Origin of the sequence: Streptomyces sp. 2-1, from assembly GCF_048564895.1 — a bacterium.
GTDB lineage: Bacteria > Actinomycetota > Actinomycetes > Streptomycetales > Streptomycetaceae > Streptomyces > Streptomyces phaeochromogenes.
Genome location: NZ_CP183383.1, coordinates 8433583 through 8446470 on the forward strand (window position 1 = coordinate 8433583; position 12888 = coordinate 8446470).

The window sequence follows — 12888 nt, forward strand, 5'->3', positions numbered from 1 at the left end:
GCGCCGGAAGCGCCGGAAGTCCCGGCGTCTCAGCCCACCAACCGCAACCGTTCCCCGCACACCCCCACCCGCACGGTCTGCCCCCAGGTCAGCTCCACCGCATCCCCCTCCATCCCGTCCCCGAACGCGATCAGCCGTTCGGACTCGACGGTGAGGCTGAGGCGGGACGAGGCCGCGAGTTGGCCGGCGACCCGGGACGTGCCGGTCGCCGGTGACGGCCATGCCTCGCGGACGAACCACACCAGGCGGTCCTCCGTGGGGCGTGGCAGGGGCAGGGAGCTGCCCCGTTCCTGCCACACCGACCGGATCCATCCGGTCGCCCCGGTACCGGTTCCCACCAGCACCCCGGAGGATGCCTGGGCCTCGACGACATCCCCGTCGCCCTCCAGGCCCAGGCGGTATCTGGCCGTCTGATGTCCGACGGCGCCGAGATAGATCTCGTTGAGCGCGACCAGCCGCTGCGTGTCGTCGGCGACGGCCTCGACCATGGTGAGTTCGTCGACGGCGCTGGTGAGGACCGCCGGGAGCAGCGTCGGCACGTCCTTCGGCCGGTGCCGGACCAGGACACCGGGGTTGCGGCCGGGGTCGGCGTCGATGCCCAACACCGGCTGGCCGGTGAGGTACTTGGCGACGTTCGCCACCAGACCGTCCTGGCCGACCACGACCACCACGTCCTCCGGCGCGAACAGGAAACGGTCCAAGTCACGCCGTTCGACCAGCGTCTGACGCCAGGTCAGGGGAATCGCCGAGGTGACGTCGGTCAGTGCGCGCCGGGTTCGGTGATGGCGTTCGGCGATCTCCGCGATGTCCCGGCCGCGAGAGGAGAGGAAGAACGCGGCCTGCCCGTGCGTGCCGTGGTGGGCCACCAACTCGGTGTACTCCGTGGTCCGGTGGACCACCACGATCCGCGGTGCGAGACTCACGCCCGCTCTCCGGTCCCGAACCTGGCGAGCAGCCCGGTGAGCACGTCCGGCGACACCGTCACGCTCTCGATGTTCGGCAGGTTCTCCGCGAGCCGCGTCCCGGTGAGGGCGTGCAGGGTCGCCACGTCCACCTCGCCGTGCACCCGCAGCCACGCGGCCTGGGCCTGCGCCCGTGCCTCGCCCACCTCGCGCGCACCCTCGGCCTCCGCGCGAGCGAGCCGAACGGACCGGGCGGCCTCGGCATCGGCCAGTTTCACGGTGCGCGCCGCCTCGGCGTCGGTGAGCTTGACCGACCGCTCCGCTTCCGCCTCCGCCAGCTTGACCGACCGCTCGGCCTCCGCCTGGGCCAGCCGTACCGTCCGGGCCGCCTCCGCACCCGCCCGTACCGCGTCCGCAGCCGCGTGCTCCTCCGCCTCGCGACGGGCGTTCGTACCGCGCTGGTCGACCAACTGCTCCTCGCGGCGGGCGAGTTCGATCTGACTGTCCAGTTCGTTCTCGGCGATGGCCCGCTCCCGCTCGACGGCCACGGCCCGGCGCTCGTACGTGGCCCGGTCGGCCTCCTGCTGGATCAGTTCCCGGGCCGGCATGCGCAGGGCGCGCTCCACCTCGGGCTCCGGGCGCAGTGCCACCACGCGCACCGCGACCACCTCGATACCGGTGGCCGGCAGGCGGGGCTCCGCGCCCAGGCCGACGGCGACGCGCTCGCGGACCGCCGCCACCCCGTCGACCAGGGCCGCCGAGAGCGTCGTACGGGCGAGGACGTCGAGTGCGTGCTGCTGGGCCGTCTCCGTGAGGAGCGTGCCCAGCTGTTCCAGCGGCGCACCACGCCACACTCCGGTGTCCGGGTCGATGGAGAAGTCCAGCCGGGCGGCGGCGAGTGCCGGGTCGCTGACCCGGTAGGTGACCGTCGCCTGCACCGCCACGTCCTGGAAGTCGGACGTACGGGCGTGGAAGGTCATCGCCAACTCCCGGTCGTCGACCGGGACTTCGGAGAGTGCCGCGGTGAGCGCGCGGAACCAGAAGCTGAGTCCCGGCCCGTCGTGCAGCAGCTTGGTGCCCCGGTGGTGCCGGACGTGTGCCGTCGGCGCGCCGCGCAGATGGCGCCAGCCCAGGCGCCGGGTGATGTCGGCCATGTGTGTGCGACCCCCTCCATGTTTTTCGTCAGTGCGACGATAATCATCGCCCTCCCTAATCGTCAAGAGGACGAGAACAAGAAATCGCGGAAACGGTCGACCGGGGGGTGAAGACGGTCACCGGTGGTCAGGATGGAGGCATGGGATTCCATGTCGACTCCGAAGCCGGGCGGCTGCGCCGCGTCATCCTGCACCGGCCGGATCTAGAGCTCAAAAGGCTCACCCCCAGCAACAAGGACGCCCTGCTCTTCGACGACGTGCTGTGGGTGCGCAGGGCCCGCGCGGAGCACGACGGTTTCGCCGACGTGCTCCGCGACCGCGGAGTCACCGTCCATCTCTTCGGCGACCTGCTGACAGAGGCCCTGGCGATCCCGGCGGCCAGATCGCTCGTCCTGGACAGGGTCTTCGACGAGAAGGAGTACGGGCCGCTGGCCACCGACCACCTCAGAGCCTCCTTCGAGGCGCTGCCCGCGGGCGAGCTGGCGGAGGCGCTGGTCGGCGGGATGACCAAGCGGGAGTTCCTGGAGGCGCACCCGGAGCCGACCTCCGTGCGCTTCCACGTCATGGAACTCGACGACTTCCTCCTCGGTCCCCTCCCCAACCACCTCTTCACCCGCGACACCTCCGCCTGGATCTACGACGGCGTTTCCATCAACGCCATGCGCTGGCCCGCCCGCCAGCGCGAGACCGTGCACTTCGAGGCGATCTACCGGCACCATCCGCTGTTCCAGGACGAGGCGTTCCACGTGTGGTCCGAGGGGCAGGCCGACTACCCGTCCACCATCGAGGGCGGGGACGTCCTCGTCATCGGCAACGGCGCCGTGCTCATCGGGATGAGCGAGCGGACGACACCCCAGGCAGTGGAGATGCTTGCGCACAAGCTGTTCGCCACCGGCTCGGCGCAGACGATCGTCGCGCTCGACATGCCCAAGAAGCGCGCCCTCATGCACCTCGACACGGTCATGACGATGGTCGACGGCGACACCTTCACCCAGTACGCGGGGCTCGGCATGCTCCGGTCGTACACCATCGAACCGGGCGTCGGCGACAAGGAGCTCAAGGTCACCGACCATCCGCCGGAGCACATGCATCGCGCGATCGCCGCCGCGCTGGGGCTCGACCGGATCCGGGTGCTGACCGCCACGCAGGACGTGCACGCCGCCGAGCGCGAGCAGTGGGACGACGGCTGCAACGTCCTCGCGGTCGAGCCGGGCGTCGTCGTCGCGTACGAGCGGAACCAGACCACCAACACGCATCTGCGCAAGCAGGGCATCGAGGTGATCGAGATCCCGGGGAGCGAGCTGGGGCGGGGGAGGGGCGGGCCGCGGTGCATGAGCTGTCCGGTGGTACGGGATCCGGTCGGTTAGCGACAGGGCCGTTAGTGGCCGGACTGGTGGCGGTCGGGCCGGAGGTTCAGGGCCTCGAAAGTGAGTCCTACGTCTCGATAATGATTCCGTATAGAAATGTGGAGCATCGTATAGAATTCCAAGAGTCCCTGTTTACGTAACCCTGGAGCGCCCCCATGGCGACAGTCCCGTACGCCCTCGCCGGCCGCCACTTCCTGAAGGAGCTGGACTTCACGGAGGAGGAGTTCCGCGGCCTGATCGGGCTCGCCGCGGAGCTGAAGGCGGCGAAGAAGGCCGGGACGGAGATCCAGCACCTGCGGGGCCGGAACATCGCGCTGATCTTCGAGAAGACCTCGACGCGCACGCGCTGCGCGTTCGAGGTCGCCGCCGCGGACCAGGGGGCTTCCACCACCTACCTCGACCCGTCGGGCTCACAGATAGGGCACAAGGAGTCCGTGAAGGACACCGCACGGGTGCTCGGCCGGATGTTCCACGCGATCCAGTACCGCGGGGACAGCCAGGAGGGCATCGAGGAGCTGGCCACCCATGCGGGCGTGCCCGTCTACAACGGCCTGACGAACGCCTGGCACCCGACCCAGATGCTCGCCGACGTCCTCACCATGACCGAGCACACCACCAAGCCGCTGAACCGGATCGCCTTCGCCTATCTCGGCGACGCGCGCTTCAACATGGGCAACTCCTACCTGGTGACCGGCGCGCTGCTCGGCATGGACGTACGGATCGTCGCGCCCAAGGCCTACTGGCCCGCCGAGGAGATCGTCGACCGGGCGCGCGAGCTCGCCGTGCGCAGCGGGGCGCGGATCACGCTCACCGAGGACGTCGCGGAGGGGGTCGCGGGCGCCGACTTCGTCGCCACCGACGTCTGGGTGTCCATGGGTGAGCCCAAGGAGGTCTGGGACGAGCGCATCGTCGCCCTCGGCCCGTACGCGGTGACGATGGACGTCCTGCGCGCCACCGGCAACGCGGACGTCAAGTTCCTGCACTGTCTGCCGGCCTTCCACGACCTGGGTACCAAGGTCGGCCGCGACATCCACGAGCGGCACGGCCTGGACTCGCTGGAGGTCACCGACGAGGTCTTCGAGTCGGCCCACTCGGTCGTCTTCGACGAGGCGGAGAACCGGCTGCACACGATCAAGGCGGTGCTGGTCGCGACCCTCGCCTGAGCGCTGTGAGCGCTGTGGGTGACGCCGTCGCTGCAACGGGTTGAGCTACAGCGGGTTCCGCTGGTGCGGCACCGCCGGCAGCCTGAACCAGACCGCCTTCCCGGAGTCCGTGGGGCGGTGTCCGCACGACGAGCTGAGGGCGCGGATCAGCAGCAGCCCGCGGCCGTGCTCCTGCCAGGGGTCCGGCTCGCCCGACGGGTCGGGGATCGTGAGATCGCCCGGCGGGGCCGGGTCCGGGTCGTGCACCTCGACCTGGCAGCCGGTCGGCAGCAGCTCCACGACCAGCTCTATGGGCCTGTCGCCCTTGGTGTGCTCCACGGCGTTCGCCACCAGCTCGGCGGTGAGCAGTTCGGCGGTGTCGCTGTCGGCGGCGTGTTCCAGCTCGGCGAGCGCGGTACGGACCAGGGCGCGGGCGACCGGCACGGCCGCAGCGGTGTGCGGCAGAGCGATGCGCCAGGAGGCTGGAGCGTGGGGATCGTGCAAGGCGGGTCCGTTCATGGAGCAGGATGTCCTGCTTTCAACTTTAGGAATGGTACGACGCAACCGGGCAGAGGCGCTCGGCGGGCTTTTTTCGGGACGTTCGGCCCGGTATCGGGCTGCTTACCCAGGTGAACGCTCCGCATCCCGTGTTCTGCGCCTGTCGTTACCGGCCTATCGACGAGTCGTGACTCCGTGACCGAGTTGTCGTGCATTCATGACGGCAGTCACCAAAGCGCAACAGAGCCGTGGGGGCCAGGCATCGACGTGTGTGCCTGGCCCCCACGGCCCTGTTCTCTTTCGGCGTTCTCCCTCGGCTCACACGCGCGAGCCGGCCTCCCTCAGATCGACCATCCCCGCCGTCAGCGTCGCCCCGTCCGCCGGGTCGACCAGGATGAACGCCCCGGTGCGGCGCGAGTCCGCGTAGTCGTCGAGCGCCAGCGGCTCGGCGGTGCGCAGGGTGATCCGGCCAAGGTCGTTGGCGGTCAGCTCGGCGGCCCCGGCCAGATCCTTCACGATCGCCTTGACCGTACGGGTCGTGTGCCTGACCAGGACCCGGTCGCCGACCCGCAGCGGACGGTCGGCCAGATGGCAGACGGCGGCCCGGACGTCCCGCGTGAGCGCGGGCACGTCCGCCCCGGTCGTGATCATGTCGCCGCGCGAGACATCGCGCTGGTCGGCCAGGCGCAGGGTCAGCGACTGCGGGGCGTACGCCTCCCGCGCATCCTCGCCGAGTACGTCGATGCCGGTGATCGCGGACGTCTCGCCGGAGGGGTGGACCGTCACCCGGTCCCCGACGCGCAGCGAACCGGAGACCAACTGGCCCGCGTAGTAACGGATCTCGGCGTGCCGGATCACGTACTGGACGGGGAAGCGCGTGGGTTCGCCCGAGCGGTCGCCGCCGACCGGGACGGACTCCAGGTGCCGGAGCAGTGCCGGACCCTCGTACCAGTCCATACGCGTCGAGCGGTCCACCACGTTGTCGCCCGCCAGGGCCGACACGGGGATCGGTGTGAAACCGGGCAGGCCCAACTCCGCGGCGTGGCCCGCGAAGTCCTCGACGATCCGCTCGAACTCCTTCTCCTCGTATCCGACGAGGTCCATCTTGTTGACGGCCAGCACGATGTGCGGGACGCGCAGCAGCGCGGCGATCGCCGCGTGGCGCCGGGTCTGTTCGACGACGCCGTTGCGGGCGTCGACCAGGATGATCGCCAGTTCGGCCGTGGAGGCGCCGGTGACCATGTTGCGGGTGTACTGCACGTGTCCGGGGGTGTCGGCGAGGATGAACCGGCGCCGGGGCGTGGCGAAGTAGCGGTACGCCACGTCGATGGTGATGCCCTGCTCGCGCTCGGCCCGCAGGCCGTCGGTGAGCAGGGCCAGGTCCGGCGCGTCCTGGCCACGGCTCTGGGAGACGCGCTCCACGGCCTCCAGCTGGTCGGTGAGGACCGACTTGGAGTCGTGCAGCAGCCGGCCGACGAGGGTGGACTTGCCGTCGTCGACGGACCCGGCGGTCGCGAACCGCAGTGTGTCCACGGTGGTGCGGGACATGGCGACGGCAGCGGTGGTGGAGGTGGTGGCGGTCATCTCTAGAAGTACCCCTCGCGCTTGCGGTCTTCCATCGCGGCCTCGGACATTTTGTCGTCGGCGCGGGTGGCGCCCCGCTCGGTGAGCCGGGAGGCGGCGATCTCGGCGATGATCTGGTCGAGGGTCACCGCGTCCGAGTCGACGGCGCCGGTGCAGGACATGTCGCCCACGGTCCGGTAGCGGACCTGCCGCTTCTCGACCGTCTCGCTCTCCTTCGGGCCGCCCCACTCACCCGCGGTCAGCCACATACCGGCCCGCTGGAACACCTCACGCTCGTGCGCGAAGTAGATCTCCGGCAGTTCGATGCCCTCGCGGGCGATGTACTGCCACACATCCAGCTCGGTCCAGTTGGACAGCGGGAACACGCGGACGTGCTCGCCGGCCGCGTGCCGTCCGTTGTAGAGGTTCCACAGTTCCGGCCGTTGCCGACGCGGGTCCCACTGCGAGAACTCGTCGCGCAGCGAGAACACCCGCTCCTTGGCGCGGGCCTTCTCCTCGTCCCGGCGTCCGCCGCCGAAGACGGCGTCGAACCGCTCAGCCTGGATCTTCTCCGTCAGCGGCACCGTCTGCAGCGGGTTACGCGTCCCGTCGGGACGTTCCCGCAGCACACCTCGGTCGATGTAGTCCTGTACGGAGGCCACATGGAGCCGCAGCCCATGTGCGGCCACCACATGGTCCCTGTACTCAAGGACTTCCGGAAAGTTGTGTCCTGTGTCCACATGCAGCAGCGAGAACGGCACCGGAGCGGGCGCGAACGCCTTGAGCGCCAGGTGCAGCATGACGATGGAGTCCTTGCCGCCGGAGAACAGGATCACCGGCCGCTCGAACTCACCCGCCACCTCGCGGAAGATGTGCACCGCCTCGGACTCCAGAGCGTCCAGATGCGAGAGCGCGTGCCGGGGGAGCGCGAGCTGTGCGGGCGTCTGCTGCGGAGACGCCTGCTGTGGAGACGCGTGCGTACGGTCGGCGGTCGTCGGGCCCGGTGTCACACGAGCCCCCTGGCCGCCAGCACCGCGTGGACCGCGTCCGCCGACTCCTCGGGCGTCTGCGACTGCGTCGCCAGGGACAGCGCGGGGGCCGGCGGCGGCTCGTACGGGTCGTCGACCCCCGTCAGGCCGGTCAGCTGTCCCGCCGCCTGCCGCGCGTACAGGCCCTTCACGTCCCGCTCGCTGCACACCTCGACCGGAGTGGCGACATGCACCTCGATGTACGGCGTGCCGCTGGCCTCGTGCCGTTTGCGGACCGCCTCGCGGCTGTCGGCGTACGGGGCGATGACCGGAACCACCGCCAGCACCCCGTTGCGCGCGAGGACTTCGGCGACCAGGCCGATGCGCTGCACGTTGGTGTTGCGGTCCTCGCGGGAGAAGCCGAGTCCTGCGGAGAGGAAGCGGCGGATCTCGTCGCCGTCGAGGACCTCCACGCGGTGTCCCTCGGACCGCAGCCGGCCGGCGAGGAAGCGGGCGATGGTCGTCTTGCCCGCGCTCGGCAGCCCGGTGAGCCAGATGGTGGCTCCCTGGGCGGTGGGGGGCTTCTGACGGCCCCTGGCCGTGGTGGTCATGCGCGCTGTCCCTTCGAGGCGCCCGCGACGCGGTGCCGTTGATCGGAAAGTTCATGGAGGTCGTGGAGTTCACGAACCTCGTGGAGTTCGCGGAAGAGGGCCTCCCAGCGGGGGTGCACGGCGTCCGGTCCGTACGAGGCCGCCGTCAGTACGGCGGCGACGCCCATGTCCGCCCGCAGCGCCCGGTCGCCCATCAGCTTGGCCATGGCGTCGGCGAGCGCGTCGGGGTCCTCCGGTGCGACCAGCAGACCGTCGACTCCGTGGGTGAGCACGTCCGAGGGCCCGGTCGGGCAGTCGAAGCTCACCACCGGGAGCGAGTGGCTCATCGCCTCGATCATCACCATCGGCAGCCCCTCGAAGCGCGAACTGAGCACGTAGAAGGAGGCCTTGGCGAGTTCGTCGTCGAGCCGGTCCGTGTGGCCCATCAGGAACACGTGGTTGTAGAGGTGGTGCTCCTCGATGAGTTCCCGCAGCTCGGCCTTCTTCTCGCCGCTGCCGTAGATCCTCAACTGCCAGTCGGGGTACGTCTCGACGAGCTTCGCCCACGCCGGGATCAGCAGGTCGAAGCCCTTCTGCGGGAAGAGCCGCCCGGCCGCCACCGCGATCTTCGAGCGGTGGTCCGAGGGCACCTGGTCGAGGGAGTGCACGGCGTTGGGGATGCGTACGACCCGGGTGCCGGGCAGCAGTTGCTCGTACTCCTCGCGGTCCCGTTCCGTCAGGACGGCGACCGCGTCGAAGCGCGCGTAGGTCTCCCGGATGCGCTGCCGCACGTCCTGCTTGTGCGTGCCGTGGTTCATGTGCTCCTGCGCCACGCGCACCACGCCGCCCGTCGCGTGTTCCGCGGCGAGGAAGTTGAGCGCGGGCCGCGTGGTCACCAGGACCCCGTCGCGCAGCGAGGAGAGGTACGCGATCAGCCGCTGTTCCACGTACCGGTTGAAGTAGCGGTAGCCGAACTCGCCGCACGGGATGTGCCGCGCGGGCCGCTCGGTCAGTCGGCCGCGGCGCCAGTCCTGCCAGCGGCCGAGCATGCCCGACGGCGGGGTGTGGGCCTCCTCGCGCTGGTCGACGATCGTCGTGACCTTTACGCGCGGGTCGAGCGGGAACTGGAGGTCGTCTCGGCGGCGCAGCGCGCTCACCAGCTCGACCTGCCAGCCCGCCTGCACCAGGGAGTTGGCCTGGTTCATCACCGTGCGGATGGTGCCGCCGCGTCCGTACGCGTGCAGGAGCAGATAGCGGACCTTCGGCCGCCCTCCGATCTGATGGATCGTCATGTCGAGGCTCCTGTGCGGCACTCCAGCGAAAGGTTGTCCTTCACCGTGTAGTACGGACGCACGCCGGTGCCGCGTACCCGTTGCTCGGGAAAGACCATGATCTTTTTCTTGCCGTGGATGTCGTCGAGCCGCCGTCCGGCCCGCAACTCCACCTCGCCGTCGGTGAGATGGATGTCCCACTCCTCGACCCCGCCCTCGACCTCGGCCCCGATCCCGGCCTCGGCGGTGTCGGTCGCTGCCGCCAGGTCGGCGACGGGCAGTTCGCCCTCGAAACGGTCGCCCTTCACCTGCGCGGGATAGTCGAGGCGCTGTTCCGCGTGGCTCCGCCGGGTGAGCAGCAGCCGCCACTCGCCCTCGGCGGGGTGCCCGTGGATGTGTCCGACGAGTCTGACGCGCCCGTCGCGCGGCCAGACCTCGGCTATCTCGGCGTGCGGCTTCACGAGGTGTAGCCCCAGGCCGCGCACATCGGTCGCAGGATCGCCGGTATCTCGTCCTCGGCGGGCAGTGCCCGGCCGCTCTGCACCCGGCCGGTGCGGATCTTGTCCCGCCAGTCGCCGAGGCCCTTCACGACCTGTGTGTCGTCCTTCCTGCCGTAGTCGAGCATCGACGGCTCGAAGTCCACGTCCAGGAAGGCGCAGAGGCGGCGCATCTCCTTCTCGGGGCCGGCGGTGAGGTCCTCGTAGCGCAGGGTGTGACCGCCGGTGATCCCCTTGCGGGCGTTGTCGACGGCCTGCATGTAGCGCAGCGCGTCGGCGGCGGCCTCGTCGAAGGTCCGCTTGTCGGGATCGCCCTCGTGCCAGGACCGGGCGATGGACACCGGGTGGCGGAGCAGGAAGACGAAGCGGGCGTCCGGCCAGCAGTCTCGGATGCGCCGGTACACGAACGCGTTGCTGGGCGTCTTCTCGACGATGAAGTCCTTGCCGGACCTGACCAGTTCGCGGTGCATGACCCGGTCCCAGAGCAGATGCTCCAGATCGCCGCGCTCCAGGTCGAGGGCGCTCATCGCGCGCTGCGACAGCCTGCTGCCGAAGTCGACCTCCAGGCGGCGGATGTGCAGCTCGTGCGGGGAGTGGAACCGCGAGTGCGCGTTCAGGAGCATCCGCAGCAGGGTCGAGCCGGACCGCACCGGCGACATGATGAAGACCGGCTCCCGAAGCAGCCGGTCCGTCGCGAGGTCCACGGGCGCGGGACATCGGTACACCGGCGTGGGCCGCTTCCCGGGTTTCGCCGCCGTCTTCTTCGGCCCGGGCGGTGCGACGGCGGCGGCCCTACGCACCTGGAGGCCGGTGGTGGCGGAGAGCGCCCGGTTCAGACTGCGCATCAGACTCATGCGTCACGACGCTAGGTAAGGATTATGAGAAGAGGGACTGAGCAGCCTGAGCGTTGCCTTAGCGGTCCGAAGTGTGTCTGGCGTCACACGGTTTCGGGTTTGGGGCGGTTCTCCGGTACGCCCGCGAAGGCCGCCCCCGTGTCCCGCAGCCGTTCGTGCAGCGCCCGGAAGACGGCCGCCGAGCGGGCGCCCGGCCAGTCCTCGGGCAACAGCGCGGGAGGCAGCCCGGGGTCGGCGTACGGGAGGTGACGCCAGGTGTCCAGGGCGAGCAGATAGTCGCGGTACGCCTCCTCCTCGGGGGTGTCGTTCCGCGCCTCCCAGTCGTGCAGCACGCGCGCGTGGGTGTCGAGAAACGCCTCGTGCTGCTTGGCGATCGCGGCCAGGTCCCACCAGCGGGCGACCGCGTCGGCCGTCGCCGCGAAGCCCAGGTGCTCGCCGCGGAACAGTTCCACGTACGCGTCCAGACGCAGCCGTTCCAGCGTGTGGCGGGTCTCCTCGTAGAGGCGGGCGGGCGCGAGCCACACCCCGGGGGCGGCCGTCCCGAAACCGAGGCCGGACAGACGGGAACGCAGTACGTGACGTTTCTGCCGCTCGGACTCGGGCACCGAGAACACGGCGAGCACCCAGCTGTCGTCCTCGGGGGGTGAGGCCGCGTAGACCCGCCGGTCGCCGTCGTCGAGGAGCTGCCGCGCGTCCGGCGACAGTACGTACCCGGCCGCGCCCGACGCCGTGCGTGCCGGCACCAGCAGCCCACGGCGTTTGAGCCGGGACACCGACGAGCGCACGGAGGGCGCGTCCACGCCGACCGCGGCGAGAAGCCGGATGAGTTCGGCCACGGGTACCGGACCAGGGGCGAAGCGGCCGTACGCGCCGTAGAAGGTGACGATGAGGGACCGGGGAGTGTGCTGCTCGGACACGATGATCACTCTAGATCGTCACCATCACGCTTGATCACCTTCCGGGGGCACGGGATCACTTTCCCTCCGTACGGAACCGCCTTCCGTACGTGCCCGGTTGACGTCCGCCCGCAGCCGGAACCGCTGCGGCCTGCCAGGAGCGTATCGCCTTCGTGACGGCAGTCAATGGGCCGCGATAGTCGGTCCTTGCCGCCCGGCGGAGGCCGGGCCCGTCCCCGAGGGGATCCGGGGGAGTGTCAGGCCGCGATGGTCAGCTGCGCGGCCGGCACCCGGTGCGGGGCGACGATACGGCCGTCGGGCAGCAGCGCGCCGGTGTCGTCGAAGACGATCGCGCCGTCGCAGAGCAGGTACCAGCCCTGCTCGGGGTGCGCGGAGACGATGTGCGCGTCGTCGCGGTGGGAGCGCTCGGTGCGGTCGGCGGACGGGCACGAAGACTGGTGGGAACACATGGCGTACCTCCACGTGCGAAGGGTTCGGCGGCGTTGTCGTCGCCTCGTTGTGAATAGACCATCCTCCTGCCGCGAACTCATCGGAACAGTGGGAAGGGAAGCGTGACAACACGCGGACAACACTCGGACGTGCCCAGGACGGATGGTGCGGACTCGCCACCAAAGGGGTGATGATCACGCGCGCGAGCACACCGGGCCGGTACCTGTGGAGACCCCCACTCCAGGAGGTACTCCAATGCCATTGCGCCAGGTCATGGGCACCGCCGTCGGTGCCGCGCTGCTGCTGCTCGCCGCCCCGTCGTCCGCGCACGCCGTCGCCGACTCGCTCGAACTGTCCGAGCGGTCGGGGCCGTTCGAGACGGTGACGGTCGACCCGACGGGCCGTCTCGCCGCGGACGGCACGGTCACCCTCTCCGGCACCTACCGCTGCACGGGCGGCACGGGACCGGTCTTCGTGAGCTCCTCGCTCGGCCAGGGCGAGGGCAGGTCGCGGAAGGGAGTCGGGGGCACCAGCGCGGTCTGCGACGGCGCCGAGCACCGCTGGACGAACACCGACCGCACCGAGCCGGGACGGTTCAAGCCGGGTGCGGCCCGCGTCGAGGCCACGGTGATGGAGCTGCGTTCCGGCGGCCTGCCGCTGCCGTACTTCCACGCACGCCAGCAGCAGGACATCACGCTCGTCGGCTGACCGCCGACGAGCACGTACCGAACCGGGC

At 70.3% G+C, this 12888-nt stretch carries 14 protein-coding genes; 3 read left to right on the forward strand and 11 right to left on the reverse strand.

What is annotated here, in order from left to right; genetic code table 11:
- Positions 1 to 29: 29 nt before the first annotated feature.
- Both ACN20J_RS37225 and ACN20J_RS37230 read right to left on the reverse strand, forming a co-directional pair.
- Positions 30 to 923, reverse strand: a complete 894-nt coding sequence (locus ACN20J_RS37225; protein WP_189841212.1) for an NAD(+)/NADH kinase — start codon at positions 921 to 923, stop codon at positions 30 to 32.
- Entirely contained in the window at positions 920 to 2056 is a 1137-nt protein-coding gene (locus ACN20J_RS37230; RefSeq protein WP_189841213.1) for an SPFH domain-containing protein, read from the reverse strand. Before ACN20J_RS37230 ends, ACN20J_RS37225 begins: the two co-directional genes overlap by 4 nt.
- A gap of 140 nt (positions 2057 to 2196) precedes the next feature.
- Here ACN20J_RS37230 and ACN20J_RS37235 point away from each other — a divergent pair, with 140 nt between their 5' ends.
- Together ACN20J_RS37235 and argF are read left to right on the forward strand one after the other, a co-directional pair.
- Complete coding sequence (locus ACN20J_RS37235; RefSeq protein WP_189841214.1) at positions 2197 to 3423, forward strand: arginine deiminase; 1227 nt, start codon at positions 2197 to 2199, stop codon at positions 3421 to 3423.
- Between the two features lie 155 nt (positions 3424 to 3578).
- The gene (gene argF / locus ACN20J_RS37240; protein WP_189841215.1) at positions 3579 to 4586 is read left to right on the forward strand and encodes an ornithine carbamoyltransferase; all 1008 of its coding nucleotides are present in this window, start codon (positions 3579 to 3581) and stop codon (positions 4584 to 4586) included.
- Between the two features lie 45 nt (positions 4587 to 4631).
- Here argF and ACN20J_RS37245 read toward each other — a convergent pair whose 3' ends face one another.
- The 9 genes from ACN20J_RS37245 to ACN20J_RS37285 form a co-directional block, all read right to left on the reverse strand.
- Positions 4632 to 5084 carry an ATP-binding protein gene (locus ACN20J_RS37245; protein WP_189841216.1) on the reverse strand — a complete coding sequence of 151 codons (453 nt, stop codon included), beginning with the start codon at positions 5082 to 5084 and terminating at the stop codon, positions 4632 to 4634.
- A 297-nt stretch (positions 5085 to 5381) separates the two neighbouring features.
- A complete protein-coding gene (locus ACN20J_RS37250) occupies positions 5382 to 6647 on the reverse strand; it encodes a sulfate adenylyltransferase subunit 1 (protein ID WP_419667591.1) in 1266 nt (421 codons plus the stop codon).
- A 2-nt stretch (positions 6648 to 6649) separates the two neighbouring features.
- Positions 6650 to 7528: a sulfate adenylyltransferase subunit CysD gene (gene cysD / locus ACN20J_RS37255; protein WP_419669021.1), complete on the reverse strand. Its 879-nt coding sequence runs from the start codon at positions 7526 to 7528 to the stop codon at positions 6650 to 6652.
- 104 nt (positions 7529 to 7632) lie between these two features.
- Entirely contained in the window at positions 7633 to 8205 is a 573-nt protein-coding gene (gene cysC, locus ACN20J_RS37260; protein WP_189841217.1) for an adenylyl-sulfate kinase, read from the reverse strand.
- Complete coding sequence (locus ACN20J_RS37265; RefSeq protein ID WP_361993574.1) at positions 8202 to 9476, reverse strand: glycosyltransferase family 4 protein; 1275 nt, start codon at positions 9474 to 9476, stop codon at positions 8202 to 8204. Before ACN20J_RS37265 ends, cysC begins: the two co-directional genes overlap by 4 nt.
- Positions 9473 to 9916 (reverse strand): hypothetical protein, encoded by a 444-nt coding sequence (locus ACN20J_RS37270; protein ID WP_419667592.1) that lies wholly within the window; start codon positions 9914 to 9916, stop codon positions 9473 to 9475. Before ACN20J_RS37270 ends, ACN20J_RS37265 begins: the two co-directional genes overlap by 4 nt.
- Positions 9913 to 10806 carry a sulfotransferase family protein gene (locus tag ACN20J_RS37275; protein WP_419667593.1) on the reverse strand — a complete coding sequence of 298 codons (894 nt, stop codon included), beginning with the start codon at positions 10804 to 10806 and terminating at the stop codon, positions 9913 to 9915. The genes ACN20J_RS37270 and ACN20J_RS37275 overlap by 4 nt, the downstream gene beginning before the upstream one ends.
- Before the next feature lie 83 nt (positions 10807 to 10889).
- Positions 10890 to 11732 carry a PaaX family transcriptional regulator C-terminal domain-containing protein gene (locus ACN20J_RS37280; protein WP_190226879.1) on the reverse strand — a complete coding sequence of 281 codons (843 nt, stop codon included), beginning with the start codon at positions 11730 to 11732 and terminating at the stop codon, positions 10890 to 10892.
- Positions 11733 to 11959: 227 nt separating this feature from the next.
- Positions 11960 to 12172, reverse strand: coding sequence for a DUF5999 family protein (locus tag ACN20J_RS37285; protein ID WP_055615133.1), 213 nt, complete (start codon positions 12170 to 12172; stop codon positions 11960 to 11962).
- Positions 12173 to 12407: 235 nt separating this feature from the next.
- On the opposite strand from ACN20J_RS37285, the gene ACN20J_RS37290 reads away from it, so the two are divergent.
- Positions 12408 to 12860 carry a DUF6299 family protein gene (locus tag ACN20J_RS37290; RefSeq protein ID WP_361920518.1) on the forward strand — a complete coding sequence of 151 codons (453 nt, stop codon included), beginning with the start codon at positions 12408 to 12410 and terminating at the stop codon, positions 12858 to 12860.
- Positions 12861 to 12888: the final 28 nt, after the last annotated feature.